We start from the raw sequence: 24648 nt of genomic DNA on the forward strand, positions 1-24648 counted from the left end.
CTCTATACTAAAAATATAACGGAGAAACTCATGAAATTATCTAAAATTGCAGGCGCAATCATGGCCCTGACCGTGGGTGTGTCTACAAGCGTAATGGCAGATGATGAACGTTACATAATCCAAGTGGATAACAGCAAAAAAGGCGTAGTGAAAGCACTAGCCAATCAACTCGGTGGCAAGCTTCATGTTGATGGTAATGGCTTTATCGCCGCAACTTTCTCAGGTAAAGACCTGGCCCAAGTGAAAGGATTGCTTAACAACCCGCATATTAAGTTGGTCGAAGCGGATCAACGCCGTCAGTTGATGTCAGCATACAGTGACGATGCCGGTAATCCCATGACACAACAGATCACCCCTTATGCCGTGTATCAGTCACAAGCTGATCAGCTTAGTTTAAATGCAAGTGCGGGCATGAAAGTGTGTGTGATTGATTCGGGACTCGACGCCAGTAATAGTGATTTTGAGTGGAATAATATCAGTGGTGATAATGATTCTGGTACGGGGAACTGGAATGAACATGGTGGACCTCACGGTACACATGTCGCAGGTACTATAGGGGCGGCTGATAACAATGTGGGGGTAGTGGGCATGGCACCCGGTGTGGATATGCACATCATAAAAGTGTTTAACGATGACGGTTGGGGCTATTCTTCTGATTTAGCGCATGCTGCCGATCTATGTAGCGCAGCCGGTGCCAATATCATTAGTATGAGTTTAGGAGGAGGTGGGTCGAACTCTACTGAGTCGAACGCCTTTCAATCTTTCGTCGATGCTGGTGGTCTAGTGGTCGCAGCTGCGGGTAATGATGGTAATAATGTTCGCTCCTATCCTGCAGGTTACCCATCAGTGATGATGATTGGTGCAAATGATGCTGATAATAATATCGCTGATTTCTCTCAGTTCCCAAGCTGTACTTCTGGGCGTGGTAAGCGAGCACAAGAGGATGAAACCATCTGTGTTGAAGTAACAGCTGGTGGTGTCGATACGCTCTCTACTTATCCAGCGGGTATGGCTACAGCGGCAAATATGACTGCCGATGGTGCAGCATTTGCGAGCTCTGCTATGGAAAATGCCGGTAGTGTTAGCGGAAGTACCTACTATATGGGAACTGCTGAGGCGACTGATAGCGGTGCTAATGGCAATGTGTGTGTGATTGACCGCGGCGTGATCTCATTCCACGATAAAGTCGCAAATTGTGAAAACTCTGGTGGTGTTGGCGCGGTCATTATCAACAATGAACCGGGTATGTTATACGGCACGCTGGGTGATACGAATGTGACAAGCATTCCAGCTGTTGGTGCAACCTTTGAAGATCGCAGTGCACTGATAGCAGCAAGTAATATTGCTATCGATATCGGTACCTCTGATTATGGCTTTATGAGTGGTACCTCAATGGCAACACCTGCAGTATCTGGCGTTGCTGCTCTCGTTTGGTCTAACCATAACCAATGTACAGGTAGTGAAATACGTGAAGCACTCAAAGCTACGGCGATGGATAGTGGCGCAGCGGGTAATGATGTGTACTTCGGTTACGGTATCGTCAAAGCAGCAGCTGCGGATGCTTATTTAACCGCTAATGGTTGTGCGGGTGACGGTGGCACTGAGCCTGGTGGTGACTTCACCTTGAGTGCAAATGGTTATAAGAGTAAAGGTGTTAAGAAGGTCGACTTAAGCTTCAGCGGCGCTGCTGGCAGCAATGTCGATGTATATCGTGATGGCAGCATGATAGCGACAACATCAGCAAGCTCAACCTATACCGATAGTATCTCTTCTAAAGGCGGTGGTTCTTATACCTATAAAGCCTGTGATGAAGGGACATCTACTTGTACAGCAGAGCAGACTGTGACTTTCTAAACTTTATCCATTCTCCCGAATAGGGGATTATAAAAAGCCGCAGCTAGGTTCATTCCTGCTGCGGCTTTTTGGTTAAGCGTAACTGCGATTAAAATATGACAGTTACCTCCTCGGAGCAACCACCTCCGCTTTGGCAAACTTTAACCGTATGGGAGCCGCCGCCTTTTTCTCCAGTGTCGATATCATAAGTATACGGTGAGGACTGCTCCTCAATTGCTTCCAATATAGGCTGGCTCATGTCATCTAAGTAGATATCCATATAAGGGGCTGTATCCCAATCTAGCTTGATATGTTTAACTCCTTTGACCTTGTACCCCATGGTCTCTAAGTTGATGCTTGAGCTGTCTAATGTTGTAGCCGAAGCGATATTAGAAGGGGCTGAGTTACCGGCGCCATTGAGGGCTGTGACTCGGTAATCATAGCTAGTAGCAGCAGTGAGGGCCGTGTCTGTGTACAAGGTGGACTCAGCCGCGAGTGTTGCAATGCTGCTCCAGTTTCCGCTGTTTGCCGGGGCTCTTTCAATATCAAAGCCTGTTTCATTGTCTGAAGCATCAAGCCAGGCAAGTTCAATACTTGTCGATGAGAGCGGCGTTGCCGTTAATGACTGTGGCGGTGAAGGAGGAAGGACACTGGCATCGGTTTCAGAGCGAATATAAAGCGCTGATACTGAGATTGTATCTTTAACTCTATTACCTGAATTTCTATCACTGTCGACAACCTGAATTCTCACCGTACCGGATGTGTTATTAGGCAACATAGTTGAGAAGTTATGATTGCCATCTGTTATCGATGCAAATTCAGTATAGTTGGCGCCGCCATTGGTTGAATAAGAGAATGTCATGGTCTCATTTTCACTGCTGGCTTGCATGTTTGCCGATAAGTGTAAGGTAACAACATCCCCTGCAAGCGCGTTAACGAGCCAAGTATGTTGTAAATAGGTATGGCGGTTGGCAGGTTTCCCGCCAGATTCTCGCTCGGTGATACTCTGCACTGTGCCACTGTCTGGTTGGGTGTCGGTGTAACTGCCACTGACGCTACCGCTGCCAAAGATCTCGCCATGAACAAATTGATCGACAAAAGGCGGTGCATCGACACTTATCTGCACACTGGCTTGGTCAAATAACCCTAAATCATCGGTCACGGTGAGCGTTGCTGTAAATAAAGCCGTGCCTGGACCTGAATTGGTATAACTATGATTGGGCGAAGGCGACGATGAGCTATTGCCATCACCAAAGTCCCAGCCGTAACTTAATGAATCCGTATGAGCGGTGTCGGGATCACTTGAGCCGGAGCCATCAAACGCGACCAGAAGAGGTGTTTCGCCAGATGTTGGCGTAGCAAAAGCATCTGCGATGGGGGCTTGGTTTGTTACCGATACCGATACAGAGTCTTGACTGCTTAAGCCGTCACTGTCTGTCACTGTTAATGTGGCATTATATTCACCTGGCGCTGTGTATAAATACTGCGGATCGGCTAGGGTGCTTGAGCCGCCATCGCCAAATTGCCAACTAAAATTTGTTATTGGTTCATTGTCACTTGAAGCTGAGCCTACAAAGCTGATATCTAAAGGCGCTAAGCCTGAGCTTGCTCCAGTAATGGTGGCGACAGCGTTTGGTCCCTGTAAATTAGATGGATTTTGCGCCGTTGCAGATATGATGTATTGGCCTAAACTGCCATAATCTGGATAGCCGCCATTGAGGGGGTCGCCTTTGCCTACGCCATCAATTTTTAAGAAGTAAGTACCAGCATTGTCAAAACTGCCGCTCATTGATGCTGATAGAAGGTTGGCAACATTATCGGTTTGCATCAAAGTCCCAGTGCTGTCATAGAGACTCGCCTCAATATCTAAGTTGGGGCTGATATCGTCTGGTTGAACTGAAATGCTATAGCTACCAGCGGCGGCATCGAATTTAAACATATCTTGGTCACTTCCAAGGTGTATGATCCCGTTGCTATCGAGTTGCACCGTTGTGCCGTTATCTGTGACAGCCATTGAGGTCACTGCGTTGGCATCATCCATCATATCGACATGATCATCAGCGACCAAAGGCGCCCCATGTGCCTGAATTTCATTAATATCATTTTGCGGTTCATTGGCTAATGGGTAAGTATCCATGCTCCATTGAACGAGTTGCTGATAATAGCCCACCCCCATGATAGGCGCCCAACCTGTTACGCCAGAGCCATGACCTGTGTAGTATCCAGTACCGTTAGTTTGGCCATCATGCCACAGGCCCAGATTATGACCGACCTCGTGGGAGATGGCTTCGCCCGCGCCTACCACACTCGAGTTGAATACAAATGCAGGTTTATACCTGTCACCGACATAATTAAATACGCCGACATAAGCAAACCCACCGCAACCACAATTGGCAAAATTATCCTGGGTGATCACCACTCTGGTACCAAACTGAGTATCACCGTTGCCTGAGTTAGTGATTAACGCTTGAGCAGGCTCTTGAGTCGTGACATCAACATTAAACGGAGCATAGTCCTCTGCGACTTGGCGCCACATTAGGTAGATACGGTCTAGCTCTGTTTGAGTAAAAGAGTCTGAGGTGCCTTCAGTATTGTAGGCTGGTGAGTTTATTGTGCCGACACCGTAAGAGGTATTCCACTGCCTGCCAGTGGTGATATGGCCATCAAAGTCGAGAAAAATGACCCTGTCTGCCCCTGGTTTACTATGAAGCAAGAAGGTTTGCTGCTCACTTAGCGATGTCTCTGGCGTCGTAATGGGGCCAGTAGGAGTGTGTTGGCTTTCATCTTCTACTTCAACATAGAAAATGCGTCCCTGTTTATCTAACCAAACACTTTTGTCCTCTCTGATCATTTTGGCAAATTGTGCCGTTGTTTTGCCATACCAAGCTGCTACTTCTGGCAGCTTTGCCCCGAGTAAGCCGATGGCATGTTCGCCATTCGCGGGTTCAGGTAGTTCGACAGAGGGGAATACTCTATGAGCATTAGCTGGCGTGTTGGCTTGGGTGTTAGCTGCGTTGGCATCGGTTCCTGATAGCCCCGTAGCGGATAAGGCAAAGCTGAAAAGCGCAACCTTAAAGAATCTATTTGAGTAATCCATTACCGTTCCTTTTTTAGCGACCGATAGGTAGTTTAAAGTGTAGCAGGGGATAAGCGGTTCGCACGCTAGAGCAGGGCCTGTCAAGGTTTCTCACTTTTTTTAATCACTTATAATTTAATTAATCCGCTGTTCAAAGTTAACGATTTACGATTAAAATTAGACTTAGTTTTAGGTAAAGCGGTTTTTAATCGTTGTAAGTTCATGAGGTTGGTAGGTCTATATGTCTTTTTCTATGCTAGATGTTGTCTCTTTTATCTGTTTCATCGTTTGTTGGGTGGGGTATGCTACGTTTGCGCGCCGCAAAGCCAAAACGACTAACTGTGTCGCTAGATGCTTGCATCAGCACAGAGTTCATTGGATGAATGAGTTGATAACCCGGGAGGTACGAGTCGGCGAAGCGGCACTACTGGCCAACCTTGAGCGTAATATTACCTTCTTTGCTTCTACGACTATGCTGGTGCTAGCAGGTGTGCTGACCCTGTTTGCACAAGTTCCTCGCTTAGAGGCCGTGATCGCATCTATTCCATACACTGCTGTGCCCAATGATGCGATGATCCAACTGAAATTGAGTGTGTTAACTTTTATCTTTGTCATGGCTTTTTTTCAGTTTACTTGGTCTATGCGTCAATATGGTTTTTTAAATGTAATGGTGGGCGCTGCACCTATCGACCTTGAGGGGAAAAATCAAAACCTAAAGAAGTACGCTAAGCATATGGCGGTGTTGCAAGACAGGGCTGCACATTCCTATAACTATGGCTTAAGGGCTTACTACTTCTCTATGGCTGTTCTGTGTTGGTTCTTCCATCCTGTGCTGTTCATTGGAGCGAGTCTATTTGTTGTTTATACCCTCTATCGTCGTGAGTTTAAGTCTAAAGCTGTTGTCGCCATTACCGCGGGGATGCAAGTGCTAGATGAGGAGCGTGCACTCTCTGTTAAAGATAAATCATGAGCAGCTAGTGTGTAGCTCGCGATTATCATCTTCTCGCTTAGCAATCTTAACTAAGGGGCTTCTCGATTTATAAGCTATCGAGGAGAAGGGCTTTTGAGTTACCGCATAGCGAGTTTGTTTTCTATAACGCTTGGGTGTTTAAATTAATCAGAAGAGCGCGCTAAATTAACAATATTTATAGGATTTCTAATAGTTAAGTTAGCTGTTTTGTGTAATGTTATTACATAACGGTCTCTTTGCTATCTTTTGGTTTTTGCTTGTAAGTTGTTGAATGTCGAGATTTCTTAACTCAACCTTAAATTATCTTTTAAAAATTAACTAACCGATAAGAAATAAAATAACGTTAGCTAGTTCCAGAATTGAGAGGAAGTGTGACATGGATGTTGGTATTGTCATTAACAAAGATTTACTATTAGCCATCCTTATTTCCTATGGTTGATATTTGTGATGGCAGGTTTCTCAAATCAGGTTCAAAAAATCAAGAAGGGCCTAGATGTACCTATTGCTGGTGAGCCCAGGCAAGAGATAGAAAATTCTTCGAGGTCATCACATGTGGCCATTTTGGGAGAGGAGTATATTGGGCTTAAACCCACTATGCTAGTTGAAGTGGGGGAGCTTGTTAAAAAAGGCCAGCCGCTTTTTGAAGATAAGAAAACTCAAGGTGTTATTTTTACTGCCCCTGCAAGTGGTGAGGTGGTTGAGATAAACCGAGGCGAACGCCGTGTATTACAGTCAGTCGTGATCAAATGTCATGGCTATGACAGCATTAAGTTCAAGTCCTTTGAAGACCTTTCAAGTTTGAATCGTGAACTCGTTCAGGAAAACTTAGTAAAGAGCGGTTTGTGGACTGCGCTCCGTACTCGTCCGTTTTCACGGGTACCTGAGCTCGATACCACGCCTGCTGCAATTTTTGTGACCGCCATGGATACCAATCCTTTGGCTGCCGATCCCCGTATTATCATCGCAGAGCAAGAAGAGGCGTTTGATGTGGGTATGCAGGTACTTACTCATCTTACCGATAATCAGGTTTTTCTCTGCCAAGATGATGGAGTAGCCCTTCCGGGTCACCAGCATTCAAAGGTGAGTGTGAAGCAGTTCACTGGCGTTCACCCTGCTGGGCTAGTGGGTACTCACATTCACTTTACACTGCCTGTGAGTATTGAGCGTCCTGTATGGCATATTGGCTATCAAGATGTCATTGCTTACGGCAAACTATTTTTAACCGGTGAGCTTTATATCGACCGCGTGGTATCCATTGCCGGACCAGACGTTATTAACCCAAGACTTATTCGTACTCAACTTGGCGCTGAAATAGTCGAAAGCACTAAAGATGAGCTAAAGCCTGGTTTTTCACGTGTGGTTTCCGGTTCTGTCCTGTCAGGTCATACCGCTAGCGGACCACACAGTTATCTTGGCCGTTTTCATAATCAAATTACTGCGCTGACTGAAGATGATGAGCATGAGCTTTTATCATGGGTACGCAGTGGTTCAGATAAGTTCTCTATCACAAGAGCGGTGACTTCACGTTTCAGTCGTACGAAAAAGTTGTTCAATATGACCACGCATACAGGTGGTTCTCAGCGCGCCATGATGGCATTTGGTCAACTCGATAGAGTTATGCCTTTAGATATTTTGCCGACCCTGCTAGTTCGTGACTTAGTGGTACGTGATACCGATGAGGCACAAGAGTTGGGCGCCTTAGAGTTAGACGAAGAAGATTTAGCATTGTGTACCTTTGTTTGTCCTGGTAAATACGATTTTGGTAAAGAGCTTCGCGCTTGCCTGGACATCATTGAGAGGGAAGGGTAAATGAGTAACAAAGACAAAAAGCCTGACGTTCAGGAAGACTATTACGCACCTGGACAGGCGATGAAGGGCTACCTTCGTTCATTGGTCATCGCTCACGGTCGAAGCACTAAAGGTAAGGTGCACGTACGTGATGCCATTGATGTAAAACGTACCATGACCTTAGTGGGTCTATGTTTATTACCAGCCATCTTGTTTGGTTTATATAATTTAGGTCTGCAGGCACAAGTTGCAATTGCTTCGGGCTTATCTACGCCAGATGTATGGCAGCTAGCCCCGTTTAATCTGCTGTTTGGCGGCCTAACTGAGCAAACAGGTCTTATCGGTTTGTTCCTTTATGGCGCAAGCTTCTATATTCCCATCTATCTTACTGCGTTATTAGTCAGTCTATTTTGGGAGATGGTGTTTGCTAAGGTGCGTGGCCAAGAACTACATGAGGGCTTCTTTGTCACGGCACTATTGTTCACTTTGATTCTACCGGTTTCAACACCGCTTTGGTTAATTGCCATGGGTATCACTTTTGGTGTGATTATCGCTAAAGAGCTATTTGGTGGCATGGGATATAACTTCCTGAATCCAGCGCTTGCGGGTTATGCGTTTATCTTTTTCGCTTATCCAACTCAAGTTGCTGAGCCTGCGCTATTAGTTGCAGCGGACGGTTTCTCTGGCGCGACTGCGTTAGCACAAACTGCAGCGGGTAAGATGAGCTTTGCCGATTACACTTGGTATCAGGCATTTTCAGACCCTCAGTGGTGGAATTCATTCTTTGGCTTTACCCCTGGCGCCATTGGTGAAACCAGTACTTTAGCCTTGTTGATTGGCGGTGGATTACTGCTTATCACACGTCTGGCTGACTGGCGTATCGTTGCGGGTGTGATGTTAGGCATGATATTAACAGCGATTCTATTTAATACGATTGGCTCAAGTAAAAACGACATGTTTGCTATGCCTTGGACTTGGCACTTAGTTACGGGGGGCTTTGCCATTGCAATGATGTTTATGGCAACCGATCCGGTGACAACTTCATATACCCGTCCGGGCAAGTTGGCCTACGGCGTATTGATTGGCTTTATGGCTGTGCTTATTCGCGTCATTAACCCTAAGATGCCAGAAGGCATCATGTTAGCCATTTTGTTTGCTAATTTGTGGTCGCCACTGTTTGATTACATGGTTGCTCGCGCGAATATCAAACGAAGAGCTAAACGTACTGCGCTGACGAGCAAAGATAACTCGGGAGTTAACTCATAATGGCATTGAAGAAAGATTCTGTGATGGGAACAATGATCTTCACCGTCACCCTCTGCCTCTTGTGTTCATTTATGATCACAGGAACCGCTGAGTTACTGAAAGAGAGAAAGCTGGTTAAAAAGCGTGATGAATTAAAGCGCTATGTATTGATAGCTTCAGATACTGATATACAAGGTGAAAAGGATTTTCGCGCGATATTCGAAAAATCTGTCACGCCGCTACTTATCGATATTGAATCAGGTGAAATAGAGCCGAAAGAGCGCATTGAAGTTATGGACTTCGATGAGCGTATGGCAGCAATTAATCCGGATAAATCACGCAAGCCTAAGAAGGATACTGCAAGAATTCGCTCTCGTGCGGATGAGGTAAGGGTGTTTAAGGTCTTCAATGAACAAGGAGAGCTAAGCAGCGTGGTTATGCCAATTTATGGTAAAGGCCTTTGGTCGATTATCTATGGTTATGTCGCACTAAAGCCTGACTTTAATACCATTGAAAACGTGGTCTTCTATGAGCACGGTGAAACGCCAGGTATTGGCGATTTCCTCAACGAGACTGAGTGGACTGACAAGTTCCGTGGCAAGCAGATTTTTGATGCCAAAGGTAAAGTGGCACTTAAAGTCGTTAAAGGCGGCGCTAAAGAGGGTGATGTTAGCGGTGTCGATGCGGTAAGTGGTGCAACCATGACTGGACGTGGTGTACAGCGTTCGATTCAATTCTGGTTTGGTGACGAAGGTTTTAAAACCTTCTTAGACAAACTAAAAGCTTCGGAGGCATAAGATGAGTAAAAGTATAACTGCCACTCGGGAAGTATTAACGACGCCTATCTTCGCCAACAACCCTGTGGCAATGCAGGTCCTAGGTGTTTGTTCGGCGTTAGCGGTTAGTAACTCGATGCAAACGGCGTTAGTGATGACGTTAGCCGTGACTTTTGTATTGGTTTTTTCGAACCTGATCATCTCGACCATTCGAAACTTAATCCCTAACAGTGTACGTATTATTGCGCAGATGACGGTTATCGCCTCACTGGTGATCATCGTCGACATGGTGCTTCAAGATATCGCTTACGAGTTATCTCGTCAGTTGTCGGTATTTGTGAGTTTGATTATTACCAACTGCATCATCATGGGCCGCGCCGAAGCGTTTGCTATGAAGAATAAGCCGCCGATGGCTGTTGTTGATGCCTTAGGTAATGCCATGGGTTATGGCGTTATCTTAATGGGTGTCGCCTTTGTTCGTGAGCTTGTTGGCAGTGGCACACTGTTTGGTTATGAGATCCTCAAAACGGTTGAAAATGGTGGTTGGTACTTAGCGAACGAGATGTTCAAGCTGCCGCCAAGTGCATTCTTCCTGATCGGCTTGATGATCTGGGCTATCAACGTCATTCAGCGTAAAAGAGGGTAAGAGAAGGTTATGGAACACTATATCAATCTGTTTGTTCAAGCAGCTCTTATTGACAATATGGCGCTGTCATTCTTTATGGGAATGTGCACATTTCTGGCGGTATCAAAGAAGGTTTCGACCTCTTTTGGCTTAGGTATCGCGGTTATTGTGGTGATGATGTTGGCCGTACCACTAAACCAGTTAATCTACGCAAATGTACTCGCGCCAGGGGCACTCGGATGGGCTGGACAGCCTGAGCTTGACCTTAGCTATTTGCAGCTAATTACCTTTATTGGTGTGATTGCGGCGCTAGTTCAGATCCTTGAGATGTTTTTGGATAAGTATATTCCAAGCCTTTATGACTCTTTAGGGATCTTCTTGCCACTACTTACCGTTAACTGTGCGATTTTTGCCGGGGTTATCTTTATGGCAAACCGTGACTACACCTTAGCGGAGTCAGCGGTGTTTGCAGCAGGCTCTGGTGTCGGTTGGGCGATGGCAATTGTCATGTTGGCAGGACTACGTGAACGGATGAAATTTCATGCCATTCCAGAAGGGCTACAGGGGATAGGTATTACATTTATCACCACAGGTTTAATGGCATTAGGCTTTATGGCTTTCGCAGGTATTTCAATTTAACTCTTAGCTGGTTTATTTGAGTTAACACAATTGAATTAAGAGAAGGTAGATTCGATGGAAATGGCAATTGGTATCAGCATGTTTACGCTCGTTGTGAGCTTGCTGGTGATGGTGATTTTATTCGCCAAAAGTAAACTGGTATCAACCGGTGATGTGAGAATTGGCATCAATGATGACGATGAGAAGAGCATTACCACATCTGCAGGTGATAAACTGCTTGGCGCGTTGGCCAATAAAAATATCTTTATCCCGTCTGCTTGTGGTGGCGGTGGTACTTGCGGGCAGTGCCGCGTAACGGTTAAGTCTGGTGGCGGTGATATTTTGCCTACAGAACGTGATCATATCACTAAAAAAGAAGCTAAAGAGGGCTGTCGTTTAGCTTGCCAAGTCGCGGTTAAAACCGATATGGAGCTTGAGGTCGAAGAGGAGATCTTTGGCGTTAAGAAGTGGCAATGTGAAGTTATCTCGAATGATAACAAGGCGACCTTTATTAAAGAGCTACTGCTTAAGCTTCCTGAAGGGGAAGATGTTAAGTTTAAGGCGGGTGGTTATATTCAGATTGAAGCACCAGCACATCAAGTGAACTACAGTGATTTCGATATTCCTGAAGAGTATCGTGGCGACTGGGACAAGTATGATCTGTTCAAGCATGTCTCTAAGGTTGACGAAGATGTACTGCGCGCATACTCGATGGCTAACTACCCAGACGAGAAGGGCCGCATCATGCTTAACGTGCGTATCGCTACGCCGCCGACAGATGATGTACCACCGGGTAAGATGTCATCTTACATCTTTAACCTTAAAGCGGGCGATAAGGTGACCATCTCTGGTCCATTTGGTGAGTTCTTCGTGAAAGAAACCAATGCCGAAATGGTGTTTATTGGTGGCGGTGCGGGTATGGCACCAATGCGCTCACACATTTTCAATCAGCTTAAGGGTGAGAAGACCAAGCGTAAGATGAGCTTCTGGTACGGTGCACGCTCAACCCGTGAAGTCTTCTATCAAGATGAGTTTGATAAGCTCGCTGAGGAAAATGAAAACTTCGTCTGGCATGTCGCCTTGTCTGATCCGCTTCCTGAAGATAATTGGGACGGTTACACCGGCTTTATTCATAACGTGATCTATGAGAATTACCTAAAAAATCACAAAGCGCCGGAAGATTGTGAGTTCTACATGTGTGGCCCTCCAATCATGAACTCTTCTGTCATCAACATGCTTGAAAGCCTAGGCGTTGAAGAGGAAAACATTCTTCTAGATGACTTTGGTGACTAACTCTTAGATAAAGCCTTCATGATTAGGGGCCACAAAAATAGTGTGGCCCTACACTAACCCATGAACTCTTCTGTCATCAACATGCTTGAAAGCCTAGGCGTTGAAGAGGAAAACATCCTACTAGATGATTTTGGTGACTAGTATTAGGTGACTAACTCTTAGATAAAGCCTTCATGATTAGGGGCCACAAAAATAGTGTGGCCCTACACTAACCCATGAACTCTTCAGTTATTAAGATGCTTGAAAGCCTAGTCTTGCAAGAACCGTTGAAGAGGAAAACATTCTCCTAGATGACTTTGGTAATTAACTCTTAGATAGTGTTCAGCTTGAAATGAATAGCAATAAATAGAGAGTTAAAATGCAGCCTTTTGGCTGCATTTTTTGTTTTTAGCCCTAAATCACCAACTTCAGTAGGTAGTTACCATCCATAGGCTATGCCTTCATGGGAACCACAGCTTATAAGTCCATTCAGGTATAGCCTTTTATGCCAGATGTTGTGCAGAGGTTTAGTGAATAGTGCAATACAAGCTTCTAAATCAGTGCAGGAAATGTTCTATACATTTACCTGCATTCCCTGCCATCCATAGCGGTTAGTGATTTAGTCGTACCTATTTAGAAGAGCCTATAGGGCTATATTAACGGCGACTTGCAAATGCACGGTATCTAAAGCTCTCTTTTAGGGAGTGACTTTATAACTGTTCTCTTCAGTGGTTTAGTTTTTTGTGTAAGTTTATCAGTTGCTTATCTATTTATTCACCTTTCTTGATATTAAGTTATCTTTGTTGATTATGTCATTGAGCATTCAGTGCTTATTATGCTGCCTCAAAATTTTAGACTGATAAAAATCAACCTATCTTCTGAAAGCGACTAACGCAGTAATTTATTACGGCGTGCAGTGTGAGGGAGATATGAAAGGAGCAAAAAGTGCACATAATGATTAAACCTGCAGCGGTAGCGATTAGCTTGTCTTTACTTAGCGCATGTGGCGGTTCAAGTTCTGATGCGGGAGATAAAACCAAACCACCTCAGCCAAAATTCAAGCCTGCTTACTTTGAAGCTGGTATTCAAGATGTGAAAAAAGATTACCTGCCCTTACGTCTTCATATTAGCAATATGAGAGAAGAACCTATCAGTCTCTCGGTTGCTCGGCTTGAGGATAATGGGAATGGATATTCGCATTATGTTAGCTCAGTTTTGAATAAAGCATATCCGAACATGATCCAGCAAGTGTGGCGCAGTGGTAATGACTACAGTATTCAAGTTCACACTAGCCAAGTAAATAAAGGCTTGAAGCTGAAGGTGAGTGATTATGAGAGCAATAAGCCTTGGGAAATGGCAAAAGATATTAATGTTAGTAAGGACGCTGGCTACGTTATTGTGACCCCACAAGAAGCGGATATCGAAGGTAAGCTTCCTGTCGTATTTGTTAAGGGACTAGATAGCGATGCTCAAACTGGTGATTACTACAGCGTCATTAATCGATTTTCAGATCCGAGTCTAGGGGTTACTGACGCTAATGTTTGCTTAGTGGCTGTGAGCCAAGTTAATGATGCAGTGTTCCCGATTAGCTCGTTATTGAAACAAGGGGAGGCGACAGAATTACGCGATCTTTCAATGTTAACCCAAACTTGGCGTTTAGCTGTGGTGACAAAAGCCACCTTGAATACTCAAGAGGTAGCAATAATGCCAACGGGTGAGCAGCTAACCAAGATTCAACGCATTTGTACTGATTTTACCGTTGGAAATGGCGAAACACTTAGGTTATTAACCCCAACAATAAACCCATCTTCAATGACGGCTGACATCATCTATAGTCCATCTGTTGGTGAAGCTGCATTCACTGATACCAGTGTCGATTTAAGTACTTTGGCATGGGAGAGTATGTAAGCATGATTGCTGTGATTTTTCTGATGTGAAGTCGCAGCAAAGCCTGTTCTTTAATTATTCAAGTAAAGCCGCTTCTTTTTCCTGTTCAGCTTTATTGATCAGTTGTGTCGCTAATCGGTTTTTATGTAAGCGAAAAGGTGCTGTGCTAGCTTTATTGAGGTAGGTGACATCAAGGTAATAGCGTAAGGCTTTTTTTACCGCGATAAACGAGACCGTATCTATCTGTTTTAGCAGCTGGTTCGACTTTTCTTTTTCCCCTACAAGTGCAAAGGCTGCGGCAAGCTTGAGTTTTGTATCAGATAAGTACTCCGGTGAGCCTTGCAAAAGAAAATGAATAGCTTGCTGTAAATCTTCGGCCTTACCTGTTTTAAGGTATTGATTTAACATGACTCTACCAAAAGCTCCGTAAATAATCGGGCAATCAATATCACATTGCTGTACAGATTGCTGGAGCTGATAGATCACAGAAGGCTCGTTGAGAATTTGCTGGCTATAGCCATATGCAGACAGTTTAATTCTATCGATACTTAAGCTTGGATCATTGGGCCTTTTGAGCCATTCAAACAGCAAAGTGATCACACGTTTTCGGTTATGAGAATTTGTGAACTTTTCAACTAAATTAAGCAAGAGTTCATCGAACTCTTCATCTAGTCTGTCGAAGGACAGTTTGTAACTTTGAAACTCAAAACTGTTCTGCTCACCATCAATCAAGACTTTAACTTGTAATGCCTTTGGGCTGTATCGAATGATAGGCTTTACCTCTACGACCTCTTCTGGAATGTAAGTGAAACCTTGCTCACACATTTTGAATGTCTTAGTGGGACAGATAAAGTGAACATCGAATGGTTCATCTTTGAGCGACTCTTTGAGGCCAGTATAAAGAAATGCCGCCAATATATGACTGATTGGATCGGCGGGGATCTGTCCATTGCTGGTAAGAACGGGCTCAGCAGATATGACAACTTGGGTTCTCTCTTCTGGCCAGGTGAATACAGTTACCAGTAGCAGGCATAGAACTATTAATAAGGCGCTTAGCAGTGCAACAGATTTTTTGTGCTTGAGAGGTGAAGGCTTTGAGTTAACACCTGAAGAAAGCGGACCCTCTGCAAACTGTGTCTGGTTTAGTGTTTGGTTTCTTGTTTGGTTTAGTGCTTGGTGCTGTGAATGCGACATAGCGTTTGAAGAGTGACTATTATTTGTCTGCTGCTTAACTTCTTTAGTCTCAATCGAAGCTGGCTTGTCGTCATTTATCTCTGTGTTGGCCGAAGACACAAGTGTGACTTTCTCTATCAGGGCATACCCTTGGCGTGGGATGGTGACTATTATGTGTGGGTTTTTACTGTCATCGCCTAACAACTTGCGCAACTTACTCATAGATTGATTTAGCGAGTTTGCCGTAACGACCATATCGGGCCAAATTTTAGTAAATATGGTTTCTCTACTGACTGTTCGCCCTTGTTCACTGGCCAGTAAGGTCAGTAATTGCAGTAGTTGAGGCTCAACTTTCTGCTCAGCCTCTAATCGAATGGTTTGCTTAATAGGATCAACAATAATTGAGCTGCCTATTTGGAATGCTTGTGGCGAAGTAAAAAGGTTTTGAATATCTGACACCGATATGGACTCTGTGGTGGATAGGGAGCAATAGTTAAGCGATGATATAGGTAAGCTTTTTAAAAGTGATAAGCTTACTTAAGTGTAAACGATAATGATTATAATAGGCACAGGAATAAATCGCTATCAGCAGCAGGCTGAGAGACATAAAATATAGTAGCAAGTTGAACATTTAGTGCTGATGACTATTTGAAATGAAGGTTATGTTTAAAAGATACACGAGTGAACGGTATCTTATAAAATAAACGTGAAATTTCGTATGAAAGGCGTACACTAGCGCCTTTGATACAGATGAAAGGAGTTATTAAGTTCGTGATAATTACGCCGCCTTAGTCCCAGCCCCCTCTATATAGCTTTCTAGCTACCAAGTAACACACTTATACACCCGCGCTCCCTTTTTACTGCATTTTTGCAGTGACTGCTTGCGCCTAAAATTTATAGCTAAATTTTTCAGTATTCTGGAACGCTTTCGGCTGCCTGATAGATATCTAGATATATCAGAGGCTGCTTGAGAAAGTCCGGCTGTCTGATGAAAAGTAGAGGTTTAATGTTTACACAATTTAAAATCGATTGGATGTCTAACATCCGTGGTGATCTATTATCGGGTCTTGTTGTCGCACTTGCTTTGATCCCTGAAGCTATCGCTTTTTCGCTTATTGCTGGCGTGGACCCTAAGGTGGGTCTGTACGCTTCATTTTGCATCTGCGTTATCGTGGCATTCAGTGGCGCAAGAGCTGGAATGATATCTGGTGCAACAGGGGCGATGGCCCTATTGATGGTGACTTTAGTCAGAGATTATGGTCTAGAGTACCTGTTGGCGGCTTCTCTGCTTACAGGTGTTATTCAGATAGTCATAGGTTATCTGAAGTTAGCTGACTTAATGCGGTTCGTGTCTCGGTCGGTGATCACTGGTTTTGTGAATGCGCTGGCGATATTAATTTTGCTCGCACAGCTCTCAGAACTGACCCATGTTAGTGTGTATGTCTATGCCATGACAGCTTTAGGCTTGGCTATCATCTATCTGTTCCCACGTCTGCCTATTATCGGTCGCCTGCTGCCATCGCCTTTGGTCTGTATCGTGTTGCTCACTTTGATCGTTATCTATAGCGGCATGGATATTCGCACTGTGGGTGATATGGGCAGTTTGCCCGATGCTTTGCCTGTGTTTCTCTGGCCTGATGTGCCTTTGACGTTTGAGACCTTATGGATCATTTTGCCTTATGCCTTGGCACTGGCCGTTGTTGGCTTGCTCGAGTCTATGATGACGGCGCGTATCGTCGATGATCTCACTGATACTCAAAGTGATAAAAGCCGAGAGTGCAAAGGGCAGGGGATGGCAAATATTGGCGCTTCCTTGATGGGGGGAATGGCGGGCTGCGCCATGATTGGCCAGTCAATTATTAATATTAAGTCGGGCGGATTGGGTCGATTATCAAGCTTATCAGCTGGCATCTTCTTACTTGTTTTAGTGCTATTTCTCGATTCATGGCTGAAACTAATCCCGATGGCGGCATTGGTTGCCGTGATGATAATGGTCGCCATTAGTACCTTTTCTTGGCAATCGATACTCGATATCAAACATCACCCTCTTTCGACCAATATTGTCATGCTATCAACCTTAGTCGTGGTTGTTATCACGCATAATTTAGCTATTGGTGTGTTAGTGGGTGTGGTTTTAGCGTCACTATTTTACGCTAATAAGAGTCGTCACATCTTATCTCTTAGAGATGAAGTTGTTGTGGAGGGCGAGCATATTACACACAAGGTTCATGGGCAGATATTTTTTGCGTCAGCGGATCATTTCATCAGTTTATTTGAGTTTAATCGTCGGGCTGATGCTGTCACGCTGGATTTATCAGATGCCTATTTCTGGGATATTACCTCGGTTGCCGCATTAGATAAGGTGATATTAAAATATAGAAAATTGGGCGTTGGTGTGGATGTTATCGGGGTGAATTCGCCTAGTGAAAAGCTAATCAATAAGTTTGCGGTTTATGATAATCCTGAACTAGTTAGCGGCGCCTCTATGGGTCACTAATCAATGTCATTGAGGTGTTAACCTTAAGCTATTAGCGTTCATTGTAGTGCAGCCAACAGGCTGCACATCTTTTGATATCAGTGTGAGCAGTAAAACTCAGTGAGTGAGTAACTCCTCTATACCCGTTACTCCGAAGTATTGTATCGAGCGCTTTACCATGATCTTTTTAGCGATGAGATCCCCATCTTTGAAAATTTTGACGACTTTCTTACCACCTTTATCGTCACTGCTGTACTCATAGTCATCATTTAATCTAAGTTCATCGAACTGGCTTTTCATTATCAGATGCATAATTTCTCCATTGAGATATTTGTCATTCAATATTTAAGCTTGTCTCGCTCTGTTTTAGTACTTTATGTTGTCATACTTACTTTGATTGTTTAAAACGACTTACCTTGATTATTAGCTATTTCGATTGGCTCTTGTTACTCGTTGATGAGCTAACCTCTTTTGATATTACCTCGAATTGAAATGATATGCATTGTTGAATGTTTACCGTTTGGTCTCAGTATGGTTGGGCGATCGGCGATGCTCCTTGCTTGTATCACAGTTCTACAGCTCAAAATCGCTAACCGAGCGATATTGATTGTCATATGTTAAGTTCAGGGATAAAATGGCGACACTTTAAAAGGTGTAAATGTAATGCCTGTTTTTATTCGGAGTGACCGTGATGCTCAATATTGATGATCCAGCAGAGACTGAGAAGACGCCTGCAATATGGCGATTAGCTTTCAGACCTTTCTTTTTAGGAGGGGCGATAATTGCTGCGCTTTATATTCCTTTATGGCTGGTGACTTGGTTTATGCCCCAATACAGTCTGTTTCAAAGCGAATTCTGGAGTAAAGTTGTACCGCTTTGGTGGCACCCTCATGAGATGTTATTTGGTTTCGCTATGGCGATTGTCGCGGGCTTTCTATTGACGGCGGTAAAGAACTGGACCAATCAACCAGGCATGTCAGGTAAGCACTTGGCGTTTACCTTCTTCTGTTGGCTAACAGCGAGAGTGTTACTACTATTACCTTTCGATATCCCACTACTGTTGCCAGCGCTGTTTGACTCACTCTTTTTAGGGTTAACCGCATTTAAACTCTGGACCAGCATCTATAAGGTCAAGCAGTGGAACAATATTGGTTTTCCAGTCATGTTGTTATTGGCCATGTGCATAAACTTACTCAGCTATTATGCGCTGAGTGAGAGAGATTTTACGCTATCTAACCATATCTGGCAGGCGATGATCTGGTGGATGGCAATGCTCATTACTATCGTTGGTGGACGGGTTATTCCTTTCTTTACTGCTGTACGAATAAAAGTAGAGAAGTCTGCGCCGATACCGCTACTTGAGAGTGCGCTGCTTGCAGTGATGTTACTTTTGGTGATTCAAGCCATTGGTCAGTTTATTCCTACGGCCATCGAACAGTGGCTCTTGGTGCTAGCAGGTGTTTTACATCTGGTTCGGTGGGGACGCTGGAATGCTCACAAGACGCTGAAAGAGCCTATGCTCTGGTCATTACACTTAGGTTACCTGATGCTACCTGTTACCTTGTTAGCCCTTGCGTGGAACATAGAGAACTTGATGATGTATCGTAACTTGTTGCACCTTTTTGCCATAGGCACCATGGCGGGGGTATGTCTATCGATGATCTCACGAGTATCACTGGGCCATACGGGACGTAATATTTATGAAGGGCCGTCTATGTCGCTAGCTTTTGCGAGTATCGCGCTGGCGGCGATCACTAGAGCTATTATGCCGACAGTAATGCCGGACTACTATCAAACTTGGCTATGGCTATCTGGAGGCTTGTGGTTTATCGCTTTTGGTTTATTTGTATGGCACTACACGCCCGTGTTGTCTAAGCCGCGTGTTGATGGAAGGCCTGGCTAATACTTGTATAGAAAAGAATTAGTTAAAAGTACTAATCTATATACCTCTTTCTGTATAAAAAACCGCGCTGGTTATCATTTTTAACCAGCGCTCATTCATCTTTAGTTCCTTTAATCTAAACTGGTTACAGTAGATAAACTTTAGGTATTTCAATCTTATGAAAACATGGCTTACACGTGCTTTGTTCAGTGTAACTGCTCTAACGAGCATGACTTTCTCAGCTTCTTTGTTAGCGGATAAACTTGACGCTATTCAGGCTAAAGATATGGCTCAATTCCCGGCTCAATATAAGAGTTGGGCGGCTACCGAGGAGCAAGCTGAGCGAGAGGATATGCTGGCAAACTATCCAGCCAATATTATTTTATGGGCTGGCTCATCGTTTGCGAAAGAGTACCATAGTCCGCGAGGGCACCAGTTTGCCGTTGCAGATGTGACGCATACTTTGAGAACCGGGGTTACGCCGGAGGCGGGAACCAAAGGGTTATCGGCGAGTTGCTGGACCTGTAAAACGCCCGATGCACCAAGATTGATGAAAGAGTTAGGTGTAAAGGGGTTTTCTGCAAAGAACTTTACCGATTTAGGTCATGAAGTTAAGAGTGTCGTTTACTGTACCGACTGTCATGTTAAAGGCTCTGAAAAGCTGGCTTTACCAAGACCCCATGCACAAGATGCGATGAATAAGGTGCACCTGCCGTTTGATAAGCAGGACATCAATATGCAAGGCGCACAAGTATGTGGCCAATGCCATGTCAGTTATTACTTTCAGCCTGAAAGCAGCAATAAAGTTAATATTCCGTGGATATTTGGCAACGATGCAGACACCATCGAGAAGTATTATGATACTCGCCGTTTCTATGAGTGGATCCACCCTATCTCTAAAACACCAATTTTAAAGGCGCGTCACCCAGAATTTGAACATTGGAGCCGCAGTAATCATGCTAAGCAAGGAGTCACCTGTATTACTTGTCATATGCCTGCAACGACTGATGAGAAAGGCAATGAGTATACTGACCACAAGGTAGGTAATGCTCTAGAGCAGTTTGATAAGGCGTGTAGCAGTTGTCATGGCAGTAAAAGCAAAATAGAAACGGCGTTAGAGAGAGATAAAAAGGCGATTGATAGTGCTGCTCGACATGTTGAGGGGCTACTGGTGAAGGCTCACTATGAAGCCAAAGCTGCCTGGGTTGCTGGGGCAAGTTGGCCAATCATGAATGAAGCGATAATGGCGATACGTCATGCTCAATGGCGCTGGGACTTTGCTATGGCATCTCATGGCCTGTATGCCCATAACCCTCAAGAGGGGATAGCACTACTGAATAAAGCAACAGAGCAGGCTGAACATGCCAGAAAGCAACTTGCCGAGATATTAAGTATGTTTGAGGTGAAAGATGTCTACTACCCAGATATCAGCACCAAAGAGAAGGCACATGAAGCGATTGGTATATCTGTTGAGGAACTCACCAAAGAGAAGCAAGCCTTCTTGAAAGAGGAAGTAGATAAAAACTGGTCTCCAATTACTAAGCGTGGTTACGAGTAGGCGAGTTATCGTTAATCTACAGGCCGTTCACTCGCAGTGAGCGGCTTTTTTATACTTAAATCATGGTCATTAACAAAGATAGAACAAGGTGCGCACTCCTACAAAACGAGCAAAAACCAATAGATAATCATCAATCTATCGTCAGTACGACAGTTTCTCTGCTTCAGTTTGATTACCCTGAACGCCTCTTATCGCTCTAATACCAATTCCATTAAAGAATTGACCATTCAGCGGGAGTTAAAATCGCTGTAGGCAAGTAAGTGGATTGAAACTAATAGTCATTCTATTTCGAAAGCCACATGCGCAGCATAAAGTGATTTTAAACCCGCACTTTGTGAGCTTCTCAGGACTTCCCTCCTGTGTTGCATCGCCTCAAAAGGAAATAACCATTTCTTCAGCGATGCGTCTTGGATCGAAATCCCTGAGAAAGCTCTGAGAAAGCTCTGAATAGATCACATGTTTAATGGAACTGGTATCAATAGCCTATGCCCTCATCAAGCGCTGTTTGTGACAGCTGGCATAGGCCCAAAGGTATTCAAAGATGAAGTACTCTTTTTCAAAGGCTCGTTTATATCTGGCCACAGATAGCCTAGATTGGATGATAAATTACAGCATTAAACAATCACTTTCATTGCAAGATGCCACGCCTATTGTCTCTGGGCACAGCAGTATTCCAGAGCGCCCCATAGAAACCTTGTATATTCATATCCCTTTTTGTCACACGTTATGCCGATTCTGTTCATTTCATAAGGTTAAATATCAAGAGACGCTCGCTAGAGAGTATTTTCAGGCATTGAGGCAGGAGATACGCGAGGTGATCGACAGAGGTTACCGATTTAATCGTGTTTATATTGGGGGCGGCACGACAACCATTCTTGAAGATGAGTTGATTAAGACCATAGAGCTTATCAAAAGTCTGACCACTATCCGTGAAGTGTCCTGTGAGAGCGATCCCATCTATTTTAGTGAAGGCAATCCAGAGTTGCTCAATGGTTTGGTGGATCGCATGTCTATCGGTGTGCAAAGCTTTGATGATGTGATACTCAAAAGTACGGGCCGATTTGAGAAGTTTGGCTCAGGTCTGCAGCAGGCTGAATATGTCAGTCGCGCCATCGAGCTGTTTCCAACCGTCAATGTAGACATGATGTATGGTTTTAAGGTTCAAACTGTAGACTCAGTGACTCAAGATTTAAGACAAACCATGGCGCTCAATCCAGATCAAATTACCACCTATCCATTGACGATTGGCATCGGGAAAAACCGCAAAAAAGCGGGTTGTTTAGCAGGTGAACCACATGAACTCTGGCCGCAGTTTTTAGCCGTTAAACAGGCATTATCGGAGCGCTATGTGATGGAGTTCCCTTGGACCTTTAGTCGTAATTTTGGTCAACCAGTACAAAACAAGTATGTACTCGATGGCGAAGATTGCCTCGGTGTCGGTTCTGGGGCTTTTGGGCGTTTTGGCGAGCAGTTTCGCATATCAAGTTTCGATATTGCCGATTATACCCGGCTCATTGAGCAAACCCTATCGGGGACCTGTTACGTTAAATCCCTTGGAAATAACGCATTGAATCAACATCATTTGATGATAATGATGGGACATGGTCATCTAGATAACCAAGTCTTTAAAGCGCATACCGGGCGTTCACTGTGGCAGGCTTTGCCGCTGGAGATGAGCTTTTTGCTGGCATCAGGTGCTGTAGTCAAGCGTGGAGATAACTACCACACCACTGAGCAGGGACAATTTATCGCCCTGAAGATGTTTACTGGCTTTTTGAGTGGTATGGACTATCTCAGAGAGCAGGCACGAGAGCTGCCATTAACCAGCATGAGAACAGCCTAAGAGGTAAAAAAAAATGGCTAACCTGAAACTAGGTTAGCCATTTTTAGTGTGAACTATCTTGTGTGAGCTAACGATAATTACGCTTTATCGAGTGCCTGAGACACATCATTAATAATATCGTCGATATGCTCGATACCCACTGAAATACGAATTAAGTCTTCAGACACACCAGCCTTTGCCAGTTCATCACTATCGAGTTGTCTGTGTGTTGTTGATGCTGGATGACAGGCGAGGGATTTAGCATCGCCGATATTGACAAGACGTAAGATCATCTGCAGCGCATCGATAAAACGGCCACCGACGGCTTTTGCATCTGACTCTTTTGTAGAGCCTGTTTTAGCGCCTGAGTCAGCACTGCTATTAATACCAAAGCTGATTATACCCGATGCTTTACCGCCAGTTATCTTGTGGCAATTATCCTGATAGGGGCTGTTTGCGAGTGCGCCATAGTTTACCCAACTGACTTTTGGGTGCTCTGCTAAGAACTCTGCTAAAGCTAAGGCATTACTGCAGTGGCGCTCCATTCTTAACGCTAACGTCTCTAATCCTTGTAGCAGTAAGAAGGCACTTTGCGGGGCTAGCGCTGCGCCAGTATTGCGAAGCGGCACTACGCGGCAACGACCAATAAAGGCTGCTGGGCCAAAAGCATCTGTGTAGACCACGCCATGATAGGAAGGGTCGGGCTCGTTCAGTAATGCAAAACGCTTGGGCTGAGCTGCCCAGTCAAATTTACCTGAGTCGATAATCGCGCCGCCTATGGTGGTGCCATGACCGCCAATGTACTTCGTCAGAGAGTGCACCACGATATCCGCGCCAAACTCAAATGGCTTACACAGCACAGGGGTTGCCACCGTATTATCGACAATCAGTGGCACGCCATGTTTATGCGCTATCTCTGCTAAGCGTTCTAGGTCGACGATATTGCCCGCTGGATTACCGATTGACTCACAAAACAGTGCCTTAGTGTTGTCATCTATATGTGCCTCTAATCCTGCAAAGTCATCAAATGCGGCCATACGCACATCAACGCCTTGGCGAGGTAAGGTATGGGCAAACAAGTTATAGGTGCCACCATAGAGCTGGCTGGTACTGACAATGTTATCGCCTACTTGCGTCAGGGCTTGAATTGCATAGGTGATTGCAGCCATACCAGAAGATACTGCCAATGCACCGATGCCGCCCTCAATTGCCGCTAGTCGTTGCTCAAGTACATCTGTGGTTGGGTTCATAATGCGGGTGTAGATGTTACCTGGCACTTTTAGATCGAACAGATCGGCGCCGTGCTGGGTGTCGTCGAAGGTATAGGAAGTGGTTTGATAGATGGGAACCGCAGCTGCTTTAGTTGTCTCTTCTGATTTATATCCATGGTGTAGTGCCAGTGATTCAAGTTTCATCGGATCTCTTCCTTATCCATTTTGTGTGAAACTTGAACATAACAAGTAGCCGTCTAGAAGTCTAAGTGTTTATTGCTTTAAAGGTCACGAATAGTCTTTTGGTGTGGGTCATCATGGTTTTGCAGTCATTGTAATGTGACGGGTCTCACACAAATGGATGTTTAAGTGTCGGTTTATATTTATTAAATAAGGTAAACATCGCTTTGGCCGATAAGTATTGATACAAGTGTTG

The 24648-nt window shown here is 44.5% G+C and carries 17 protein-coding genes; 13 read left to right on the forward strand and 4 right to left on the reverse strand.

The window, feature by feature from the left end; all coding sequences use genetic code 11:
• The first annotated feature begins 30 nt into the window (after positions 1–30).
• Entirely contained in the window at positions 31–1854 is a 1824-nt protein-coding gene (locus BM736_RS01900; protein ID WP_076407975.1) for a S8 family serine peptidase, read from the forward strand.
• 88 nt (positions 1855–1942) lie between these two features.
• Here BM736_RS01900 and BM736_RS01905 read toward each other — a convergent pair whose 3' ends face one another.
• Positions 1943–4930, reverse strand: coding sequence for a PKD domain-containing protein (locus BM736_RS01905; protein WP_076407977.1), 2988 nt, complete (start codon positions 4928–4930; stop codon positions 1943–1945).
• A gap of 220 nt (positions 4931–5150) precedes the next feature.
• Here BM736_RS01905 and BM736_RS01910 point away from each other — a divergent pair, with 220 nt between their 5' ends.
• The 8 genes from BM736_RS01910 to BM736_RS01945 all read left to right on the forward strand — a co-directional run bounded on the left by BM736_RS01910 (position 5151) and on the right by BM736_RS01945 (position 14111).
• Positions 5151–5879 carry a DUF599 domain-containing protein gene (locus BM736_RS01910; protein WP_076407979.1) on the forward strand — a complete coding sequence of 243 codons (729 nt, stop codon included), beginning with the start codon at positions 5151–5153 and terminating at the stop codon, positions 5877–5879.
• Between the two features lie 447 nt (positions 5880–6326).
• On the forward strand, positions 6327–7688 hold the full coding sequence (locus BM736_RS01915; RefSeq protein ID WP_076407981.1) for a Na(+)-translocating NADH-quinone reductase subunit A: 1362 nt from the start codon (positions 6327–6329) through the stop codon (positions 7686–7688).
• On the forward strand, positions 7689–8933 hold the full coding sequence (locus tag BM736_RS01920; protein ID WP_076407983.1) for an NADH:ubiquinone reductase (Na(+)-transporting) subunit B: 1245 nt from the start codon (positions 7689–7691) through the stop codon (positions 8931–8933).
• On the forward strand, positions 8933–9709 hold the full coding sequence (locus tag BM736_RS01925) for a Na(+)-translocating NADH-quinone reductase subunit C (RefSeq protein ID WP_076407985.1): 777 nt from the start codon (positions 8933–8935) through the stop codon (positions 9707–9709). Before BM736_RS01920 ends, BM736_RS01925 begins: the two co-directional genes overlap by 1 nt.
• A 1-nt stretch (position 9710) precedes the next feature.
• Positions 9711–10334 carry an NADH:ubiquinone reductase (Na(+)-transporting) subunit D gene (locus BM736_RS01930; RefSeq protein ID WP_076407987.1) on the forward strand — a complete coding sequence of 208 codons (624 nt, stop codon included), beginning with the start codon at positions 9711–9713 and terminating at the stop codon, positions 10332–10334.
• A 9-nt stretch (positions 10335–10343) separates the two neighbouring features.
• Entirely contained in the window at positions 10344–10952 is a 609-nt protein-coding gene (nqrE, locus tag BM736_RS01935; protein ID WP_076407989.1) for an NADH:ubiquinone reductase (Na(+)-transporting) subunit E, read from the forward strand.
• Between the two features lie 54 nt (positions 10953–11006).
• Entirely contained in the window at positions 11007–12224 is a 1218-nt protein-coding gene (nqrF, locus tag BM736_RS01940) for an NADH:ubiquinone reductase (Na(+)-transporting) subunit F (RefSeq protein WP_076407991.1), read from the forward strand.
• 924 nt (positions 12225–13148) lie between these two features.
• Complete coding sequence (locus tag BM736_RS01945; protein WP_143562295.1) at positions 13149–14111, forward strand: hypothetical protein; 963 nt, start codon at positions 13149–13151, stop codon at positions 14109–14111.
• A gap of 54 nt (positions 14112–14165) precedes the next feature.
• Here BM736_RS01945 and BM736_RS01950 read toward each other — a convergent pair whose 3' ends face one another.
• Complete coding sequence (locus BM736_RS01950; protein ID WP_179079002.1) at positions 14166–15722, reverse strand: winged helix-turn-helix domain-containing protein; 1557 nt, start codon at positions 15720–15722, stop codon at positions 14166–14168.
• Between the two features lie 547 nt (positions 15723–16269).
• Between BM736_RS01950 and BM736_RS01955 the strand changes: the two genes are divergently transcribed.
• On the forward strand, positions 16270–17760 hold the full coding sequence (locus BM736_RS01955) for a SulP family inorganic anion transporter (RefSeq protein WP_076407995.1): 1491 nt from the start codon (positions 16270–16272) through the stop codon (positions 17758–17760).
• Positions 17761–17856: 96 nt separating this feature from the next.
• On the opposite strand, the gene BM736_RS01960 is transcribed toward BM736_RS01955, so the two are convergent.
• A complete protein-coding gene (locus BM736_RS01960; protein ID WP_076407997.1) occupies positions 17857–18051 on the reverse strand; it encodes a hypothetical protein in 195 nt (64 codons plus the stop codon).
• A 379-nt stretch (positions 18052–18430) separates the two neighbouring features.
• Here BM736_RS01960 and BM736_RS01965 point away from each other — a divergent pair, with 379 nt between their 5' ends.
• The 3 genes from BM736_RS01965 to BM736_RS01975 all read left to right on the forward strand — a co-directional run bounded on the left by BM736_RS01965 (position 18431) and on the right by BM736_RS01975 (position 23022).
• Positions 18431–19642: an NnrS family protein gene (locus tag BM736_RS01965; protein WP_076407999.1), complete on the forward strand. Its 1212-nt coding sequence runs from the start codon at positions 18431–18433 to the stop codon at positions 19640–19642.
• Positions 19643–19799: 157 nt separating this feature from the next.
• Positions 19800–21179, forward strand: a complete 1380-nt coding sequence (locus tag BM736_RS01970; RefSeq protein WP_076408001.1) for an ammonia-forming cytochrome c nitrite reductase subunit c552 — start codon at positions 19800–19802, stop codon at positions 21177–21179.
• 541 nt (positions 21180–21720) lie between these two features.
• Positions 21721–23022, forward strand: a complete 1302-nt coding sequence (locus BM736_RS01975; protein ID WP_076408003.1) for a coproporphyrinogen III oxidase family protein — start codon at positions 21721–21723, stop codon at positions 23020–23022.
• 77 nt (positions 23023–23099) lie between these two features.
• Here the strand turns inward: BM736_RS01975 and BM736_RS01980 are convergent, their stop codons facing one another.
• Positions 23100–24416 carry an O-acetylhomoserine aminocarboxypropyltransferase/cysteine synthase family protein gene (locus tag BM736_RS01980; RefSeq protein ID WP_076408005.1) on the reverse strand — a complete coding sequence of 439 codons (1317 nt, stop codon included), beginning with the start codon at positions 24414–24416 and terminating at the stop codon, positions 23100–23102.
• Between the last annotated feature and the right edge of the window lie 232 nt (positions 24417–24648).

The organism is Shewanella sp. UCD-KL12 (genome assembly GCF_001957125.1).
In the GTDB taxonomy this organism is placed as follows: domain Bacteria; phylum Pseudomonadota; class Gammaproteobacteria; order Enterobacterales; family Shewanellaceae; genus Shewanella.

Coding starts and splice junctions, on each gene's coding strand:
- BM736_RS01925 (WP_076407985.1), top strand. CDS start 8,933: ATGGCATTGAAGAAAGATTCTGTGATGGGAACAATGATCTTCACCGTC.
- BM736_RS01920 (WP_076407983.1), top strand. CDS start 7,689: ATGAGTAACAAAGACAAAAAGCCTGACGTTCAGGAAGACTATTACGCA.
- BM736_RS01955 (WP_076407995.1), top strand. CDS start 16,270: ATGTTTACACAATTTAAAATCGATTGGATGTCTAACATCCGTGGTGAT.
- BM736_RS01915 (WP_076407981.1), top strand. CDS start 6,327: ATGGCAGGTTTCTCAAATCAGGTTCAAAAAATCAAGAAGGGCCTAGAT.
- BM736_RS01980 (WP_076408005.1), bottom strand. CDS start 24,416: ATGAAACTTGAATCACTGGCACTACACCATGGATATAAATCAGAAGAG.
- BM736_RS01910 (WP_076407979.1), top strand. CDS start 5,151: ATGTCTTTTTCTATGCTAGATGTTGTCTCTTTTATCTGTTTCATCGTT.
- nqrE (WP_076407989.1), top strand. CDS start 10,344: ATGGAACACTATATCAATCTGTTTGTTCAAGCAGCTCTTATTGACAAT.
- BM736_RS01965 (WP_076407999.1), top strand. CDS start 18,431: ATGCTCAATATTGATGATCCAGCAGAGACTGAGAAGACGCCTGCAATA.
- BM736_RS01930 (WP_076407987.1), top strand. CDS start 9,711: ATGAGTAAAAGTATAACTGCCACTCGGGAAGTATTAACGACGCCTATC.
- BM736_RS01975 (WP_076408003.1), top strand. CDS start 21,721: ATGAAGTACTCTTTTTCAAAGGCTCGTTTATATCTGGCCACAGATAGC.
- BM736_RS01970 (WP_076408001.1), top strand. CDS start 19,800: ATGAAAACATGGCTTACACGTGCTTTGTTCAGTGTAACTGCTCTAACG.
- BM736_RS01905 (WP_076407977.1), bottom strand. CDS start 4,930: ATGGATTACTCAAATAGATTCTTTAAGGTTGCGCTTTTCAGCTTTGCC.
- BM736_RS01960 (WP_076407997.1), bottom strand. CDS start 18,051: ATGCATCTGATAATGAAAAGCCAGTTCGATGAACTTAGATTAAATGAT.
- nqrF (WP_076407991.1), top strand. CDS start 11,007: ATGGAAATGGCAATTGGTATCAGCATGTTTACGCTCGTTGTGAGCTTG.
- BM736_RS01900 (WP_076407975.1), top strand. CDS start 31: ATGAAATTATCTAAAATTGCAGGCGCAATCATGGCCCTGACCGTGGGT.